Consider the following 16,857-nt stretch of genomic DNA (forward strand, 5'->3'; position numbering starts at 1 on the left):
CTATCATCGACCTCTTCACGCCGGCCGAATGCGCCAACTACTTCAGGGCCGCAGGATATGACCCGGATTAAACAGGACGTGCTCTAGTTCGACGCGACGACCTGGCCGAACAGCTCGGCAAAGACCTTGCCGGCCTTTCCGGGATGCTTCACCGTCTCGGCCTCCGCAGTGTTGACGGGTTCGCCGACCGTGATCAACGCCACCATGCCCATGCCATAATGCGGGGCGCATTTGACGCCGTAGATGCCTTCCTTTTCCAGCGTCACGGTGAATTCCTCGTTGATCTTGCCCTTGAAGCCGTCAGCGTTCTCGGGAACCATGCCCTTGATCGTCTCGGCGTTATGCCCCTTATCGACTGCGACAAAGCGCACGGTGTCGCCTGGCGCGGCGCGAACGATATCAGGAACGAACACCATGACACCCTTCTCGCCCTTGTTGTGCATCTCGATGACGTGCTCTTCGGCGATGGCAGCCCCGACCGTGGCAAGGAGGGCGCAGGTGGCAGCTAGGATCATCTTTTTCATTTTGGTTCCTTTCTTGTCGAAATAGGTGTTGCATTTTGCCTATCGCCAATCGCAGGTGGAAAATTTGCGCTCGCGCAAAGTGAGGTTGGAAATGTCGAGAACCGATCGCGGGAGGTTAATTTGCCGAGGCTCGATGCGTCGCTGATCGCCGGCCTGCCGCCGTTCGAGGGCCTGCAGCGGGACGAACTGGAAAAAGTGCTTGCCTCGGCCCGCTCGGTGCGGTTCGCCGCCGGTACCGCGATCTTTGATCAGGAAGCCGAAGCCGAGTCTTTTTTCGTGCTGCTTGATGGGCATGTGCGCGTTGTGCGCACGACGCCTGAGGGGCAGCAGGTTATCGTGCGCTACATCTCCGAAGGCGAGATCTTCGGCATCGCGGCGGCCCTCGGTCGCACGACCTATCCCGCGACCGCCGTCGCGGCGGTGGATTGCGTGGCGTTGGCCTGGCCGAGCGTGCTGTGGCCGGAGCTTTCCTCGCGGTTTCCCTCACTCGGCGCCAACACGTACAAGACCGTGGGCAGCCGGCTCCAGGATGCGCACACGCGCGTCATCGAGATGTCGACCGAGCAGGTGGAACAGCGCGTGGCGCATGCGCTCCTGCGTCTCGTGAAGCAGACCGGCCGCAAGACTGAGGAGGGAATCGAAATCGACTTCCCCATCACCCGCCAGGACATCGCCGAGATGACGGGAGCGACGCTGCACACCATCAGCCGTCTGCTGAGCGCCTGGGAAGAACAGGACATCGTGAAGAGCGGGCGCAAACGTGTGACCGTGTGCGACCCCCACCGCCTGATGCTCAAGGCGGAAAGCCGCGACAAGACGTAGCCGCCGATCCTCAAGCGCTGGCGATGACCGCCTGCAGCTCCTTCATGAAGGCATCCTCACCGACGCCGTGCTCGCGGCAGGCGTCGGTAACGGCGTGGAACGCCGTAATCGGGCAACCCACGCAGAGCATGCGATGACGCAGGAACACGGCCACGGCGGCCGGCCAGGTAGCCATGATCTCCTCAAGCGACATATCCGGATTGAGGCGCGGCTTGTGCACGTCTTGACCTCCTTGCGACAACAGGCAGCATCGCGCCTGCCGTGCGGCAAATCGTTGTGCTTGCGCAAAGAAATCGGCGCTGCCGGCGGTTCTATACCGCCACGGAATGACGTGCTGTTCCGCGTGCCAGATATCGGTCGAAGCGGGCGGCGATGAAGCGCACCAAGGGTCGAGCCTCCTCGGGCACGACAAAATATTCACCGTGGCGGTCGAGCATTCGACCGCTCTCTTCCACGACATAAGCCGCCGCCTCCTGCAGGATGTCCCGGCCATGGGCGCCGAACCGCAGTACGGCCCCCCTACCGGAAAAGGCGAAATCGCACATGAGCCGCTCGATTACCCAACCGCGCGCCAGATCCTCGTCCGTAAATGCAATACCGCGTGCGGTGGCCAGGTGCCCCTCGCTTGCCAGGCGCTGGTAGCTGCTGGTGGCGGTCGTATTCTGCGCGTAACCCTGGCGCAGCCTTGAGATCGACGACGGCCCGAGACCGATCAGCGTCCGGCACTCGTCATCCGTATAACCCTGGAAATTGCGGTGAAGCCGGCCTTCTCGTGCGGCGGCGGCAAGAGAATCGGCAGGTTTGGCGAAATGGTCGAGGCCGATCGCCTGGTAGCCCGCCCCGGTGATCAGGCGGCCGGCAAGCTGCTGCTGGGCGAAGCGCTCTTGCGGTCCCGGCAGATACGCCTCGTCGATCATCGTCTGGTGCTTCTTGAACCACGGCACATGCGCGTACCCGAAGAGCGCGATCCGGTCCGGCGACAGGAGGAGCACCTGTCGGATTGTGTCTTCCAGGCTTATCTCCGTCTGGTGCGGCAGACCGTAAAGCAAATCCAGATTGAGCGAGTGCACGCCCCGTGCGCGCATGCCGTCCGCGACCGCCTTCGTCTGCGCAAAGCTCTGTTCACGGTTGATCGCCTTCTGCACTTTCGGCGCGAAATCCTGCACACCGAGGCTCGCCCGCGTCATGCCGATCGTGGCGAAGACGTCGTACCGCCCCTCATCCATGTCGTTGGGATCGAGTTCGACGCTTATTTCGGCGTCCGCCCGGAAATCGAACGCGCGGCGCAGTGCCGCATCCAGCGCGACGATATCCGCCGGCCTGAGGATTGTGGGCGACCCGCCGCCGAAATGCACCGCACGCACCTTCGCATGGCCGACGAGGCTACCTACGGTGGCGATTTCCTGATGCAGCCCTTCCAGGAAGGCCGCCACCGGCTCGTAGTGCCGCGTCATCTTGGTGTGGCAGGCGCAGAACCAGCAGAGCCGATCACAGAAAGGAATATGGACATAGAGCGAGATGTCCTCTCCCCCGCCGATCTCGCCTAGCCATTCCTGAAACTTTTCAGCATCGACGCCGCGATGGAAGTGAGGGGCGGTGGGATAGCTTGTGTAGCGCGGCACGGATTCGGAAAGCCGCGCGGCCGCGGCCGCCGGCATCGTTCCACTCATCTGCCCGCCTGCCCGTTGCATGGCTGCTCCTCTGCCTTCGAGGGAGCCAGTTGCCTGCGATCGGGACGGCCAGCCTTGACGCAGATCAAAGCGCCCGATCGCGCCTTCCGGAATGGGTGACAGGCGCCGGAGCCTGCGAGAGGGCCGGCCTTGCGCAAACACCGTTACCGGGGAAGCACAATGAAATATGGCACCGAGATCGTGGTCCTTGCGCTGGCGACGTTCGCTGCGCTTGTTGCCGTGGCAATGGCACAGGACGTTCCCTTTCAGCAGCATGTGTGGATCCTGTTTTTCGTGCTGCTCGGCACCGTGATCGTGTTGATGCGCAACACCACCTTCGCGCCGCGGCAGGATGCCGCCATCCCGCTTAGGCCGCACGCAAGCGCCTATATGGACGGCCCGGTGCGCTACGGCACGGTGGCGACCATGTTCTGGGGCGTGGTGGGCTTCCTGGTGGGCGTCGTTGTGGCGCTGCAGCTTGCCTACCCGGACCTCAATATCGAGCCGTGGTTCAACTTCGGCCGCATGCGCCCGCTGCACACCTCCGCCGTCGTCTTCGCCTTCGGCGGCAACGCGCTCATCGCCACCTCGTTCTATGTGGTCCAACGCACCTGCCGGGCCCGGCTCTTCGGCGGCAATCTCGCCTGGTTCGTCTTCTGGGGTTACCAACTCTTCATCGTCATGGCGGCCACCGGTTATCTGCTCGGCATCACCCAAAGTCGCGAATATGCCGAGCCCGAATGGTACGTCGACCTATGGCTGACGATCGTCTGGGTGGCTTATCTCCTGGTATTCCTCGGCACTATCGTCCGCCGCAAGGAACCGCATATCTACGTCGCCAACTGGTTCTACCTCTCCTTCATCGTCACCATCGCGATGCTGCATGTGGTGAACAATCTGGCGATGCCCGTCTCCATTTTCGGCTCCAAGAGCTACTCACTCTTTTCCGGCGTGCAGGATGCGCTTACCCAGTGGTGGTACGGCCACAATGCCGTGGGCTTCTTCCTGACGGCCGGCTTCCTCGGCATGATGTACTATTTCGTGCCCAAGCAGGTGAACCGGCCGGTCTATTCCTACCGGCTGTCGATCATCCACTTCTGGGCATTGATCTTCCTCTACATCTGGGCCGGCCCCCATCACCTACACTACACCGCACTGCCCGACTGGGCGCAGACGCTCGGCATGGTCTTTTCCGTCATGCTGTGGATGCCTTCCTGGGGCGGCATGATCAACGGCCTGATGACGCTGTCGGGCGCCTGGGACAAGCTTCGCACCGATCCCATCGTCCGCATGATGGTGCTCGCCATCGCCTTCTACGGCATGTCGACCTTCGAAGGGCCGATGATGTCCATCAAGGCCGTCAATTCGCTTTCGCACTATACGGACTGGACGATCGGCCATGTGCATTCGGGCGCTCTCGGCTGGGTGGGCATGATCACCTTCGGCGCCGTCTATTTCATGGTGCCGAAGCTTTGGGGGCGCCCGCGGCTCTATTCGCTGCGGCTCGTCACCTGGCACTTCTGGCTCGCCACGCTCGGCATCGTCGTCTACGCCGCCGTCATGTGGGTGTCGGGCATCCAGCAGGGCCTGATGTGGCGCGAGTACGACGACCAGGGCTTCCTCGTCTACTCCTTCGCGGAAACCGTGGCAGCCATGTATCCCTACTACGTGGTGCGCGCCATCGGCGGCCTGCTGTTCCTCTCGGGCGCTCTGGTGATGGCCTACAACATCACCATGACCATCCTCGGCTACGAGCGCGAGGAGGAGCCGATCGGCGGTCAGCTTGCCAGCCCTGAATCCGTACTCAAGCCCGCCGAATAAGGACCTGCAAAATGGCTTTGATGGACAAACACGCGATCCTGGAACGCAATGCGACTTTGCTGCTCGCGGGCTCCTTCCTGGTGGTCACCATCGGCGGCATCGTCGAGATCGCACCGCTCTTCTACCTCGAGAACACAATCGAGAAGGTGGAGGGGATGCGGCCGTACTCGCCGCTGGAGCTCGCCGGCCGCAACATCTACGTCCGCGAGGGCTGCTACACCTGCCACAGCCAGATGATCCGCCCCTTCCGCGACGAGGTGGAGCGCTACGGCAACTACAGCCTGGCCGCTGAATCCATGTACGACCACCCCTTCCAATGGGGATCGAAGCGAACGGGCCCGGACCTGGCGCGCGTCGGCGCGCGCTACTCCAACGAGTGGCACGTCCAGCACCTGATCGAGCCGCGCTCGGTGGTGCCGGAATCGATCATGCCGAGCTATGCCTTCCTCAAGGATACGCGGCTCGACGTGCGCAATTTCTCCACGCAGCTCATCGCCAACCGACGCGTCGGTGTTCCTTACACAGACGAGATGATCGCAAATGCCAGCGCCGACTTGCATGCGCAGGCCGACCCCAACGCCGACACCTCGGGCGTGGAGGAGCGCTACCCAAAGGCAGTACTCGGCGATTTCGATGGCGACCCGCAGGCGCTCACCGAGATGGATGCACTCGTCGCCTATCTGCAAATGCTCGGCACCCTGGTCGACTTCTCGACCTATGACGATGCTGCAGGCTACCGCTGAGGAGACCGCACGATGGACTACCACGTGATGCGCGAGTTCGCCGATAGTTGGGGCCTGCTCTTCATGATGATTTTCTTCCTTGGCGCTGTCCTCTTCGTTTTCCGCCCCGGTGCGAAAAAACAGGCCGAGGAGGCTGCCCGCATTCCGCTGAAGGATGACTGCAATGAGTGACACGGAGAAGAATATCGACAAGGTTTCCGGCGTCGCGACCACCGGCCATGAGTGGGACGGCATCAGGGAACTCGACAATCCGATACCCCGTTGGTGGGTGTGGACCTTCTATGCCACCATCATCTGGTCGATCGGCTACACGGTCGCCTATCCGGCATGGCCGCTCATCTCGTCCGCGACCAGCGGCCTTCTCGGCTATTCCAGCCGGCAGGAGCTTACCGCAACCTTGGATCGCGTGGCCGCGGATCAGGCCGATCTGCGGGCAGCGATCGGCGAGAAGCCGCTTGAGGAGATCCTTGCCGACGAAACGCTGCGCCGGTTCGCCGCTTCGGCGGGTGCCGCCGCCTTCAATGTGAACTGCTCCCAATGCCACGGTTCAGGCGCCGAAGGTTCCGCGGGCTATCCGAACCTCAACGACGACGACTGGCTCTGGGGCGGCGACATCGAAGCGATCTACCAGACCATCGCCCACGGCGTGCGTTTCACCGGCGACGCCGAGACGCGCTTCTCCGAGATGCCGCCCTTCGGCGACATGCTCTCCGCGCAGGAAACACAGCAGATAGCGGCCTATGTGGCCTCGCTCACCGGCGACCCGTCTGACGACGCAAGTGCTACCGCCGGTGCGCCGCTCTTCGCCGATAATTGCGCCGCCTGTCATGGCGAAGACGGAACGGGAGACCAGACCTTCGGTGCACCGAACCTGGCCGATGCGATCTGGTTCTATGGTGCGACGGAGGCGGATATTGCCGCTCAAATCCGCAAACCCAGGCATGGCGTGATGCCGGGTTGGCAGGCACGGTTGGGTAAGACCACCGTGAAGCAACTCTCGGTCTACGTGCATTCGCTTGGGGGAGCCGAGTAGCGCGTAGCACAGCCGGGAGAGGACTGCCGGGAGCGGAACGGTGAGCTCTTGATTTCGATCAAGGCCCGAAGCGCCCCGGCAGTCCAATACCTCGCTCATGTTGAACCAGACCGAAATCGAACGTCTCGAGGCGGAAGCCGTCAACTCGGCCAAAGTGCGCCAGCCGCTTTACGCGCCACGCAAGAAGATTTTTCCCAAACGAGCCGTCGGCCGTTTCCGGAGCTTCAAGTGGCTCGTCATGATCATCACCCTAGGCATTTACTACCTGACGCCCTGGATCAGATGGGACCGCGGCCCCTACGCGCCGGACCAGGCCGTGCTGGTGGACCTGGCGAACCGGCGTTTCTACTTATTCTTCATTGAAATCTGGCCGCAAGAGTTCTTCTACGTCGCCGGCCTTCTCGTCATGGCCGGCATCGGCCTCTTCCTCATCACTTCCACGGTCGGCCGCGCCTGGTGCGGCTATACCTGCCCACAGACCGTGTGGGTCGACCTCTTCCTCGTGGTCGAGCGCGCCATCGAAGGCGACCGCAACGCCCGCATCAAGCTCGACACCGCCCCTTGGTCTCTCGACAAGGTGCTTAAACGCGTCCTGAAACACAGCATCTGGCTGGTGATCGGGGTGGCGACGGGGGGCGCCTGGATCTTCTATTTCGCCGACGCTCCAACGCTGTTCGTGGACCTTTTCACAGGCCAGGCCGCACCTGTCGCCTACATGACCGTCGCCGTGCTCACCGCCACGACATACGTCTTCGGCGGTATGATGCGCGAGCAGGTCTGCACCTACATGTGCCCCTGGCCGCGCATCCAGGCGGCCATGCTTGATGAGAACTCGCTCACCGTCACCTATAACGACTGGCGCGGCGAACCGCGCTCGCGCCACGCCAAGAAGGCGCTTGCCGCGGGTGCCACCGTTGGCGATTGCGTGGACTGCAACGCCTGCGTGGCCGTCTGCCCCATGGGCATAGACATCCGCGACGGCCAGCAGCTCGAATGCATCACCTGCGCGCTGTGCATCGACGCCTGCGATGCCGTCATGGACAAGCTGGGCCGCGAGCGCGGCCTGATCTCCTACGCCACGCTTTCCGATTACAATGCCAACATGGCGCTGGCGACGGCAGGCGGGACGCAAGCCATCGATCCAGCGCGTGTGCGCGAGGATGGCGGACGGCTCTCCGACAAGGTCGCGGAGTTTCATTGGCAGAAGATCTTCCGGCCGCGCACCTTCGTCTACTTCACTGTCTTCTCGCTTGCGGGCCTCGTGATGCTCTATTCCCTCCTTACGCGCGACCGGCTGGAGGTGAATGTGCTGCACGACCGCAACCCGCAGTTCGTGATGCTGTCGGACGGCGCGATCCGCAACGGCTATACGGTGAAGCTGCTCAACATGGTGCCGGAGCCGCGCATCATCACGCTCAGCCTCGAAGGTCTGCCAGGCGCCACCATGCATGCCGTTGGCGTCGACCTGCCGGAAGGCCGTTCGCTGGATGTAGCGCTCGATCCGGACCGGCTGAAGGAACTGCGCATCTTCGTGCGTCAGCCCGCCGATTACGTCGAGGAGCAGGACAGCCGGTTCACCTTCGTGGTCGAGGACAAGGCGAGCAGCGAAAATGCCGCCTATCGCGCCAAATTCATAACGCCCGAGGACGGAAGACGATGAACAAGGCATCCACTCCCCGCGAGTTCACGGGCCGGCATATGCTGTTTTTGATGCTGGCCTTCTTCGGCATCATCATCGGCGTGAACGTCACAATGGCGGTTCTGGCGAGCGCGAGCTGGACCGGCTTTGTCGTCAGGAACTCCTATGTTGCCAGCCAGCAGTTCAACGAGCGGGCGGCGGAAGGCCGTGCCCAGACAGCCCTCGGTTGGGAGGGCGAACTGAAGGTGGCCGATGGTGCAATCAGCTATCGCATGCGCGACGCCGGGGGCGGCACCGTCCGGCTCGAAGGCGTGACGATCAACCTGCACCGCCCGGTGACCGCCGACGAAGACATGTTGCTTAAGCTCGATCCCGTGGGAGACGGCGCTTTCGCAGCACGGCACGGACCGGGTGACGGCACATGGGTGGTCAGGATCGAGGCGGAGGCTGGGCTCGACCATCCGTACCGGGACGTGCGCCGCGTCACTATCCGTGACGGAGCACTCAGATGAGCTGCTGCGCGCCCGGCGCGGAAAGCGCGCTCGACCTTGCTAAGGCGGCCGGCCCCGCGCCCGACGAAATCCGCCTCGCCAGCCGCGCACTCGGCGATGGCCTGATGCAGACGGACCTTGCCGTCCCCGGCGTCCATTGCGGCGCCTGCATCCAGGCCATCGAAAGCGCGCTCGGAAAGCTCGACGGGGTCGTCCACGCGCGCGTCAACCTTTCCACGAAACGCGTGAGCGTTAAATGGCGCGGGGAGGTCTTGCCGCCGATCGCCGAAACGTTCAACCGGCTCGGCTACGCAGCGCATCTCTTCGAAGACGACGCCGGCAAGGACGAGACGCTGTGGGAGCTGATCCGCGCCGTGGCGGTAGCGGGCTTTGCTGCGGGGAACATCATGCTTCTGTCGGTCTCCGTCTGGTCCGGGGCGGACGAAGCAACGCGCGACCTGTTCCACTGGATCTCCGCGCTGATCGCCATTCCCGCCCTTGTCTACGCCGGCCGCATCTATTTCCGCTCCGCCTGGAACGCGCTCAGCCACGGACGCATGAACATGGACGTGCCGATCGCCCTCGGCGTATCGCTTGCCTACGGCATGAGCCTCTACGAGACGATCCATCACGGGCAGCACGCCTATTTCGACGCCTCCGTCTCACTGCTTTTCTTCCTGCTCATCGGCCGGACGCTCGACCATGTGATGCGCCAGCGTGCGCGTACTGCGGTAACGGGCCTCGCCCGGCTTTCGCCGCGCGGGGCGATGGTCGTCCGCGAGGACGGCGGTCGCGACTACCTCCCGCTTGGCGAGATCGCCCCCGGCATGCGGCTTCTCATCGCCGCCGGCGAGCGTATCCCGGTGGATGGCATCGTAAGGGGCGGTACCTCCGACATCGATTGCTCGATGGCGACGGGCGAGAGTGCGCCGCAGGTGGCTGAACCGGGTGCCTCGGTTCGAGCCGGCATGCTCAACCTCACCCAGCCCGTCACCATCGAGGCGCTGGCAGCGGCAAAGGATTCCTTCCTTGCCGAGATGATGCGGCTGATGGAGGCGGCGGAAGGCGGGCGCGCCCGCTATCGCCGGCTTGCAGACCGCGTCTCCGCGCTCTACTCGCCGCTGGTACACCTGACAGCCCTCCTCACCTTCGCCGGCTGGATGCTGGCCACCGGCGACTGGCATCGCGCTATCACCATCGCCATCGCCGTCCTCATCATCACCTGCCCCTGCGCGTTGGGCCTTGCGGTTCCCATCGTCCAAGTGGTCGCCGCGCGGCGTCTCTTTGAGAACGGCATCATGGTCAAGGACGGCTCAGCGATGGAGCGGCTCGCCGAGATCGACATGGCCGTGTTCGACAAGACGGGCACACTGACCATGGGATCGGCAAGGCTTGAAAACGCCGGCGAGATCGATGCCGGGGCGCTGGCGCTGGCCGGCGCTATCGCCGCGCATTCGCGCCATCCCCTGTCGCAGGCCGTCGCAGCGGCGGCAGGCCGCCTGGACGGTGGAGCCCCGCGCTTCGATCGCGTGGAAGAAATCCCCGGCTGTGGCATCGAGGCCAAGGCCGGCGCCGTCACGTGGCGGCTCGGCCGCGCGCAATGGGCGCTCGGACGTGATGAAGCGGACGGTACGGTGCTTGCGCGCAATGGTATCGGGATCGCCGTCTTTCGTTTCGAGGATCGGGTGCGGCCGGGTGCGGAGGAAGCTGTGGGCCGGCTCGAGGCCGACGGCATCCCGGTCGAGATCATGTCCGGCGACGAAGAGAGCAGGGTGGCCCTCACGGCGAAGCGGCTCGGCGTGGAGCACTATCGTTCCGGCGTCCTCCCGGACGACAAGGCTAACCGCATGGCCGTGCTCGCAGCCGCGGGCCACAAGGTGCTGATGGTGGGCGACGGCCTCAATGATGCACCGGCGCTGGCGGCCTCCCACGTATCGATGGCCCCGGTGACCGCCGCCGACATCGGCCGCAACGCGGCAGACTTCGTCTTCCTGCGCGAAAAACTGACGGCCGTCCCCGTGGCGCTCGACGTCGCCCGCCGGTCGGGGCGGCTCATCCGGCAGAACTTCGCGCTTGCCATCGGCTACAATGCGCTGGCTGTCCCCATTGCCGTCCTGGGCTATGTCACGCCTCTTTTGGCAGCAGTGGCGATGTCGGTCTCCTCACTCCTGGTCATCGGCAACGCCCTGAGGCTCAGCGGCGCATATCGGGCCGCAATGAAACAGGAAGAAGCGCGTTCCAGCGCGCTTGCGAGGGCTATATGACCAACCTTGCGATTCTCATCCCTGTTGCACTGTTCCTCGGTGCTCTGGGACTCGGCGCCTTTCTATGGACGCTCAGGAGCGGGCAATACGAAGATCTCGACGGAGCGGCCGAGCGCGTGCTGTTTGATATCCCGGAGGGAGATCAGCCGGAGTCCGGCGCGTAAGCGCCGCGGTCGCATCTCCACGAGGTGGAGATCAGTCAGCCAAACCAGCTTCTTCAAATCGGTATTCATCTTTGATCGTCCGCCCACCTCGCAAATGCGTGCTTGTTCGCCTCGTCTCTCAACGCGACCGGGCCAAAGCTGCCGCTGTCCAGAAGCCGATGCACAAGACGAGCGCGCCCACACCCACCGCGATCAGAACCGCGTCATATCCTCCTGTGACCGACCACAGCCAGGCGGCTGCCAGCGGCGAGACCGCCTGCATGAGGTTCATCGGCGCGACCAGGACCCCGTTGATCGAGCCATAGCCTTCGCGGCTCACCATTTCAGGCACCGCCAGCCCGCGCACGATGGTGATCATGCCGTTCGCCGCGCCGTAGCAGGCGGCTATGGCCGCGATGACGATCACTTCCGGCGGCGCCCAGGCAAAACCGACGACGGCGAGCGGAAAAATGATGACGATCATGGAACCGATGGAGCGGACGGGAGCGTGCGGGGCGAAGACCCAGATCAGGATACGGCCGGCGACCTGGGCGGGACCGATCACCGCCATCACGGCAACGACGCCGGCGGCGCTGAGCCCGCGCTCCAGAAGCAGCGGATAGAGGTGGAAAGTCAGGGTGGAGAAAGCCGCGGCATAGGCGACGAAGGCCAGCATCAGCGCCCAGAAGACCGGACGGCGGACCGTCCACGCGACAGCCTTGCGGCCGGTCAGCGGCAATGGCTCGTGCGGCTCGCGAACGGGAACCGGATGGTCCTTCTTCGGGTCGATGGCGAAGAAGTAGAGACCACCGCAGATGACGATGTTGATGGCGCCCAGCGCCATCAAGGCGCCACGCCATCCGAACACGTCGATCAGCAACTGGATGAGCGGGATGAAGACGGTGGAGGCAAAACCGCCCCAGAGCGTCAGGGCGGTGATGCCGCGCCGCGCCCCGCTCGCGCCCACGCGCCGCGTGATCACGGCAAAGGCCGGCTCGTAAAGATTGGCGGCCTGAAGGCAGCCGATCCCCGCCAGGATGACATAGAACAGGACGATGTTCGAAACCTGCGACCAGGCGGCAAGCAGTAGGCCGGCCGCAACCGCCGCCGCGCCCATAACATAGCGCCCCCGGCCACGATCGATCGCCGCTCCGACCGGATAGGCAGCCAGCCCCGCCAGCGCCAGGCCCAGCGTCGCCGCTCCATAGATCTCCGGCTTGGACCAGCCAAGGTCGAGGCGCATCGCTTCGGCCAGCAGCGGGAAGCTGTAGTACAGCGAACCCCAGGAACATATCTGGGCGATACCGAGCGCCGTGATCAGCCAGCCGACCTCGGCATCGCGTGTTCGGGATTGGCCTTCGATGGCACTTGTCGTCACGCGGCACTCCGGCAACAGGCGGCCTGAGGCGCCGATGCGCTCTCGGCCGGAGCCGCATTTGTAGCGCAGCCGCAGCCCTCTTCACCATGGGCCTTGGCGCCGGCATTCTTGGGACAGCACGCGTCCACACCCTGTGAGAAGACGCGAGGGCGCAGACGACGCTGCGCGAAATGGGCAGCGGCGGCGAGGCCGACCGACCCCGCACCGATGACGGCGACCGGATGATCTCGATGGGCCATGTTGTTCATTTCTACTGTCCTTCCAGAAAATTCGAATTATAAACGCAAAAAAAGCTGGGCTTCAGGATGCTCCCGCGCGTGCAATGACGACGGGCGGGCAGGTCCCGTCCGCACAGCACTCATCGGCGAGATAGCCCAACAGCGCTTGCATTGTGAGGTAGTTCGCCCGGCAGATAAGCGTCGTCGCCTGCCGCTCCTGCGTTACCAGCCCAGTCTCGCACAAGCGCTTGCAATGATGCGACAATGTTGAGGCAGGGATGCCGAGCTTCCTCTGAACCTGCCCCACCGACATCCCTTCCCCTCCGGCCCGCACCAAGATGCGGTAGATCTTGAGCCGGGTCGGGTTGCCCAGCGCTTCGAGTTGTGCGGCGGCTTCTTCGTGTTTCATGGAAATAGTTTAGGTGAGCGTTTTCGGCAGGTCAATCGAACTTCCATTAACATGGAAATTGCCACGCTGGACCGATTATTGTTACTGTGATCGCTGGTTCACCCGAGTTGAAACCTCCTCGGCGCTTTCCACCCGCTCAGAGTAGCGGTCCGTCAGGTAGCTGGTGCAGTCGCGCAGAAGCAGCGTGAACTTCATCAACTCCTCCATCACGTCGACGATGCGGTTGTAGTAGGGCGATGGTTTCATCCGCCCCGTCTCGTCGAACTCCGCGAAGGCCTTGGCGACCGAGGACTGGTTGGGGATGGTGAACATGCGCATCCAGCGGCCGAGCACGCGAAGCTGGTTGACGGCGTTGAAACTCTGCGAGCCGCCGCAGACCTGCATGACGGCGAGCGTGCGCCCCTGGGTTGGCCGGACGCCACCCATGGAGAGCGGCAGCCAGTCGATCTGCGCCTTCATGATGCCGGTCATTGAGCCGTGGCGCTCCGGCGAGCACCAGACCTGCCCCTCCGACCATAGCGACAGCTCACGCAGTTCCTTCACCTTCGGATGATCGGCCGAGGTGGAGTCTGGCAGCGGCAAAGCGGCGGGATTGAAGATGCGCACCTCCGCTCCCAGGCGTCGAAGGATTCGCGTGGCTTCCTCCGTCGCTAAGCGTGAATAGGAACGCTCACGCAATGAGCCGTAGAGCATGAGAATGCGGGGCGCATGCGTCGAACGCGGGGCGTCGAACAATGCCACTGGATCGATTTGTCGGAACTTCTCGTCGACGATGTTGGGGAACGTATCCATGGGAAGAGTGGATTCGGCCATGCTTGTCCTTTTGGACTTGTCCTTCTGGGTGCACGCATCGAGTGCACACTACCATATTTCGACTCTAATCGAATTATGGTAGTGTCGCAACGTTGCCCAGTCAACCTATTTCGGCAAGAGTCGAAGTTTCGTTTCAGCGCACCCGCCGCCTATCCAGATCATCTGCACTCTGGTCGAACGACCCCTCTTCTGGTTGAGACCGGCCAGGTTCAGGGCGTAGACCCCCAGGGCGAAGATATCAGGTCGCCATATCATAGCGCCGTTGCAGAAGAATTCCCGCGGCGCTAACCAAACCACGTCCGTCGCTTGCGCGGAAGAAGGCCGCCGCAGCTTGTCCGCGACGGCCATGACCGCGTCCATGGGTCAGATGGCGCTGTATTCCTTGGACTTGAACGACAGGTGGGCGACCGAGGCGGGAGCATCCGCGATCTTGCGGATATTGCCCCAGGTCTGCTTGTAATTCGGGATGATCAGCTCGTTCGTGCCAGCGTTGACGACATTGCCCTGCACGCCGGTAGGAAAGGCAAAGAGCATGAACGTCTCGCCCGGGCGGGCCGAGGGCGCGGGATAGACCATCGCCTGGGTCGAACCGGCGTCGTTGTAGACCTCGACCAGATCGCCTTCCTTGACGCTCAGCTTCGCCATGTCGTCCGGGTGCATCTCGATGAAGGGGAACGGCCAGCGGTCCATGACCAGATCGTTCTCCACGTCGAGATAGGCTGACTGCCAGACGAGATTGGCGCGGCCGTTGTTGATGAGGAACGGATAGTTCGCCTGCTGCTCCTGCTTGCCCGGCGCCTGCAACCCCCGCCAAGCGGCATGCATGAAACGGGCCTTGCCGTCCTCGGTGCCGAATTTGCCGTCCTCGTAGAGGCGCTTCGTGCCGACGATCTTGCCGTCCTCGTAGCCGATGGCAGGCTCCTGGAAGCCGTTGGTGCCCATCGCGCGCAGCCGTTCATAGGTGACGTGTTCGCCCCCGCCGGCGGTGGCATGATAGCCGTCCACGAAGGCGTCTTCCTCGGTCTGCCAGTCGAAGCCGTCGAAGTTTGCAGCGATCTCGGGCTTACCAAGGTCGGTGAGGACGCGCTGCATGTGGTTGGCGATACGCGCGGCGATCAGGCAGTCGGGCATGGCTTGGCCGGGCGGATCCATATAGCGCTCGGTCAGCCGCATGCGCCGCTCGCCGTTCATGGAGGTGAGGTTCATTTCACCGGAGGTAGCGGCCGGAAGCACTACGTGGCAGGCCTCGCCGATCCTGGTCGGCACGATGTCGACGTCGACGGCGAACAGGCCTCCATCGTCGATCGCCGCGACGATGGCGTCCACCATCGCCTCGCGATCGCCATAGGGCACCTTGTTCATCGCGTCCTTCACCTTGTCGGTGCGCATCTTGTAGACGCGCTTGAACTCGGCCGCGTTCAGTGTGGTCTTGTAGTGGTCGCAGCCCCAGATGTGGTGGACGCCGCCCTGCCCTTCGATCAGAAGCTTGTCGACATAAGCCGCGGGACGTCCGACATGCGCGTCACCCGGGCGGGCATAACCTTCCTGGTGGCCGCCGAGGCGAACGACGCCGCCGCCGGCCCGTCCGACATTGCCGGTGGCAAGAGCGATATTCACCAGCGCGCCATTGGTGCGGTAGTTGTCGTTGCCCCAGATCAGGCCCTTCTCATAGGCGAACATGGTGCGCCGGCGGGCACCACCCTCCTTGGGCTCGGCGATCCATCTCGCCGCCTTGCGGATGTCGTCTGGAGCGAGGCCGGTGATCTTGGCTGCCTCCTCGATCGACATGCGGTTGCCCTCGCGCGCGGCGGCAAAGCTCGTCAGCACGCCCGGATGCGCCGGGTCGCTTCCGTCGCCGGTGCCGGCTTCGCTCGTGGTGCTGGCGTCGATGAAATCCTGGTCGACCCAGCCCCTGTCGGCGATCTCGGTGAAGAGCGCGTTGAAGAGTGCGAGGTCCGTGCCGGACTTGATCTGCAGGTGCAGGACATTCTCCGTGCCTGCCTCCGCTTCGCAGGCCGCTACCGTGACCGTGCGCCGAGGATCGACGATGACAATGCGGCCACGATCGTGCGGCTCGCCCGCAAGCTGCTCGTTCTTCTTGCCGAGCGAGGTCCCGCGCAGGTTCGGGACCCAATGGTTGAGGAAGTAGTTGGTCTGCGTCTCCAGCGAATTCGCCCCGACCACCATGATCGTGTCGGCGAGCTCGGCATCCTCGTAGCAATTGTTGAGCTCGCCCACGCCCATGTCGCGCGTGCCGTGGACCTCGGAATTGTAGGCAGGGCGGTTGTGGATACGGATGTTCTTGACCTTCATCGCCCCGAAATAGAGCTTTCCGGTGCCCCAGGTGTTCTCGTATCCACCGCCGGCACCACCATGGTCGAAGGCGGAGACGAAGAGCGCGTCCTCGCCTTTCTCGGCTACCACGCGGGCGGTGACGCGGGCGACGAGATCGAGCGCGTCGTCCCAGCTCGTCGGCTGCATCTGGCCATAGCGCCAGACCAGCGGGGCGGTGAGCCGCTGCTGCTGCGTGGAACGAGCCTGCGAGTAGCTCATCTCCGCCATTCGGGCGCCGCGAACGGAGCCGAGGCCGGAATTGACCATGCATTCATGGTCGGGCTTGATGACGATGTGAACGTCTTTCCCGCCCTGCTTGACGATGTTGTACATGGACGGCGAGTACCAGGCATCCGTCTCTGCATATTGCTGCTCGGAAAGGTCGACCCCGAACACATTCGCCGAAGGATCCGTGCCGCCCTGCTTGTTCACCGGCCAGGAATAGGCGTGGTAGCCGCAGCCGACGATACAATAGTGGCAGACGACATTGTGTTTGGTCGCGCCCGCCGGGATGATGGGCAGGCGGTCGATCTGTCTCTTGTAGGCCATCTTCCC

Annotated in this window: 17 protein-coding genes; 9 read left to right on the top strand and 8 right to left on the bottom strand. The window is 63.6% G+C overall.

What is annotated here, in order from left to right; genetic code table 11:
- Window positions 1-83: 83 nt before the first annotated feature.
- Complete coding sequence (locus GM910_RS12855) at window positions 84-524, bottom strand: pseudoazurin (RefSeq protein WP_159587959.1); 441 nt, start codon at window positions 522-524, stop codon at window positions 84-86.
- Window positions 525-644: 120 nt separating this feature from the next.
- Between GM910_RS12855 and GM910_RS12860 the strand changes: the two genes are divergently transcribed.
- Complete coding sequence (locus GM910_RS12860; protein WP_159587960.1) at window positions 645-1,346, top strand: Crp/Fnr family transcriptional regulator; 702 nt, start codon at window positions 645-647, stop codon at window positions 1,344-1,346.
- A 10-nt stretch (window positions 1,347-1,356) separates the two neighbouring features.
- Here GM910_RS12860 and GM910_RS12865 read toward each other — a convergent pair whose 3' ends face one another.
- Complete coding sequence (locus GM910_RS12865) at window positions 1,357-1,566, bottom strand: DUF1858 domain-containing protein (RefSeq protein WP_343032987.1); 210 nt, start codon at window positions 1,564-1,566, stop codon at window positions 1,357-1,359.
- A 91-nt stretch (window positions 1,567-1,657) separates the two neighbouring features.
- Window positions 1,658-3,004, bottom strand: a complete 1,347-nt coding sequence (hemN, locus tag GM910_RS12870) for an oxygen-independent coproporphyrinogen III oxidase (RefSeq protein WP_201285495.1) — start codon at window positions 3,002-3,004, stop codon at window positions 1,658-1,660.
- Between the two features lie 192 nt (window positions 3,005-3,196).
- Between hemN and ccoN the strand changes: the two genes are divergently transcribed.
- From ccoN to ccoS, 8 genes are all read left to right on the top strand, one after another.
- Window positions 3,197-4,837 (top strand): cytochrome-c oxidase, cbb3-type subunit I, encoded by a 1,641-nt coding sequence (ccoN, locus tag GM910_RS12875; RefSeq protein ID WP_159587962.1) that lies wholly within the window; start codon window positions 3,197-3,199, stop codon window positions 4,835-4,837.
- A gap of 11 nt (window positions 4,838-4,848) precedes the next feature.
- Window positions 4,849-5,580, top strand: a complete 732-nt coding sequence (gene ccoO / locus GM910_RS12880; protein ID WP_159587963.1) for a cytochrome-c oxidase, cbb3-type subunit II — start codon at window positions 4,849-4,851, stop codon at window positions 5,578-5,580.
- A 12-nt stretch (window positions 5,581-5,592) separates the two neighbouring features.
- Complete coding sequence (locus GM910_RS12885; protein ID WP_159587964.1) at window positions 5,593-5,751, top strand: cbb3-type cytochrome oxidase subunit 3; 159 nt, start codon at window positions 5,593-5,595, stop codon at window positions 5,749-5,751.
- Entirely contained in the window at window positions 5,744-6,613 is an 870-nt protein-coding gene (gene ccoP / locus GM910_RS12890; protein ID WP_159587965.1) for a cytochrome-c oxidase, cbb3-type subunit III, read from the top strand. Before GM910_RS12885 ends, ccoP begins: the two co-directional genes overlap by 8 nt.
- A 97-nt stretch (window positions 6,614-6,710) precedes the next feature.
- A complete protein-coding gene (ccoG, locus tag GM910_RS12895) occupies window positions 6,711-8,273 on the top strand; it encodes a cytochrome c oxidase accessory protein CcoG (RefSeq protein ID WP_159587966.1) in 1,563 nt (520 codons plus the stop codon).
- The gene (locus tag GM910_RS12900; protein ID WP_159587967.1) at window positions 8,270-8,764 is read left to right on the top strand and encodes a FixH family protein; all 495 of its coding nucleotides are present in this window, start codon (window positions 8,270-8,272) and stop codon (window positions 8,762-8,764) included. Before ccoG ends, GM910_RS12900 begins: the two co-directional genes overlap by 4 nt.
- A complete protein-coding gene (locus GM910_RS12905) occupies window positions 8,761-11,007 on the top strand; it encodes a cation-translocating P-type ATPase (protein ID WP_159587968.1) in 2,247 nt (748 codons plus the stop codon). Before GM910_RS12900 ends, GM910_RS12905 begins: the two co-directional genes overlap by 4 nt.
- On the top strand, window positions 11,004-11,171 hold the full coding sequence (ccoS, locus tag GM910_RS12910; RefSeq protein WP_159587969.1) for a cbb3-type cytochrome oxidase assembly protein CcoS: 168 nt from the start codon (window positions 11,004-11,006) through the stop codon (window positions 11,169-11,171). Before GM910_RS12905 ends, ccoS begins: the two co-directional genes overlap by 4 nt.
- Before the next feature lie 118 nt (window positions 11,172-11,289).
- Here the strand turns inward: ccoS and GM910_RS12915 are convergent, their stop codons facing one another.
- The 5 genes from GM910_RS12915 to GM910_RS12935 all read right to left on the bottom strand — a co-directional run bounded on the left by GM910_RS12915 (window position 11,290) and on the right by GM910_RS12935 (window position 16,851).
- On the bottom strand, window positions 11,290-12,528 hold the full coding sequence (locus tag GM910_RS12915) for an MFS transporter (protein ID WP_246226077.1): 1,239 nt from the start codon (window positions 12,526-12,528) through the stop codon (window positions 11,290-11,292).
- A complete protein-coding gene (locus tag GM910_RS12920) occupies window positions 12,525-12,776 on the bottom strand; it encodes a hypothetical protein (protein WP_159587970.1) in 252 nt (83 codons plus the stop codon). The genes GM910_RS12915 and GM910_RS12920 overlap by 4 nt, the downstream gene beginning before the upstream one ends.
- Before the next feature lie 52 nt (window positions 12,777-12,828).
- On the bottom strand, window positions 12,829-13,155 hold the full coding sequence (locus GM910_RS12925; RefSeq protein ID WP_159587971.1) for an ArsR/SmtB family transcription factor: 327 nt from the start codon (window positions 13,153-13,155) through the stop codon (window positions 12,829-12,831).
- Window positions 13,156-13,236: 81 nt separating this feature from the next.
- Window positions 13,237-13,968, bottom strand: coding sequence for an arsenical resistance protein ArsH (gene arsH, locus GM910_RS12930; RefSeq protein ID WP_281354893.1), 732 nt, complete (start codon window positions 13,966-13,968; stop codon window positions 13,237-13,239).
- 363 nt (window positions 13,969-14,331) lie between these two features.
- Window positions 14,332-16,851, bottom strand: coding sequence for an arsenate reductase (azurin) large subunit (locus GM910_RS12935; RefSeq protein WP_159587972.1), 2,520 nt, complete (start codon window positions 16,849-16,851; stop codon window positions 14,332-14,334).
- Window positions 16,852-16,857: the final 6 nt, after the last annotated feature.

Source organism: Chelativorans xinjiangensis (assembly GCF_009812055.1).
GTDB lineage: Bacteria > Pseudomonadota > Alphaproteobacteria > Rhizobiales > Rhizobiaceae > Chelativorans > Chelativorans xinjiangense.

Excerpts from the sequence above, each read along its gene's own strand:
- GM910_RS12900 (WP_159587967.1), top strand. The coding sequence starts at position 8,270 with ATGAACAAGGCATCCACTCCCCGCGAGTTCACGGGCCGGCATATGCTG.
- hemN (WP_201285495.1), bottom strand. The coding sequence starts at position 3,004 with ATGCCGGCGGCCGCGGCCGCGCGGCTTTCCGAATCCGTGCCGCGCTAC.
- ccoP (WP_159587965.1), top strand. The coding sequence starts at position 5,744 with ATGAGTGACACGGAGAAGAATATCGACAAGGTTTCCGGCGTCGCGACC.
- ccoG (WP_159587966.1), top strand. The coding sequence starts at position 6,711 with ATGTTGAACCAGACCGAAATCGAACGTCTCGAGGCGGAAGCCGTCAAC.
- GM910_RS12905 (WP_159587968.1), top strand. The coding sequence starts at position 8,761 with ATGAGCTGCTGCGCGCCCGGCGCGGAAAGCGCGCTCGACCTTGCTAAG.
- arsH (WP_281354893.1), bottom strand. The coding sequence starts at position 13,968 with ATGGCCGAATCCACTCTTCCCATGGATACGTTCCCCAACATCGTCGAC.
- ccoO (WP_159587963.1), top strand. The coding sequence starts at position 4,849 with ATGGCTTTGATGGACAAACACGCGATCCTGGAACGCAATGCGACTTTG.
- ccoS (WP_159587969.1), top strand. The coding sequence starts at position 11,004 with ATGACCAACCTTGCGATTCTCATCCCTGTTGCACTGTTCCTCGGTGCT.
- GM910_RS12935 (WP_159587972.1), bottom strand. The coding sequence starts at position 16,851 with ATGGCCTACAAGAGACAGATCGACCGCCTGCCCATCATCCCGGCGGGC.
- ccoN (WP_159587962.1), top strand. The coding sequence starts at position 3,197 with ATGAAATATGGCACCGAGATCGTGGTCCTTGCGCTGGCGACGTTCGCT.
- GM910_RS12855 (WP_159587959.1), bottom strand. The coding sequence starts at position 524 with ATGAAAAAGATGATCCTAGCTGCCACCTGCGCCCTCCTTGCCACGGTC.
- GM910_RS12925 (WP_159587971.1), bottom strand. The coding sequence starts at position 13,155 with ATGAAACACGAAGAAGCCGCCGCACAACTCGAAGCGCTGGGCAACCCG.
- GM910_RS12885 (WP_159587964.1), top strand. The coding sequence starts at position 5,593 with ATGGACTACCACGTGATGCGCGAGTTCGCCGATAGTTGGGGCCTGCTC.
- GM910_RS12920 (WP_159587970.1), bottom strand. The coding sequence starts at position 12,776 with ATGAACAACATGGCCCATCGAGATCATCCGGTCGCCGTCATCGGTGCG.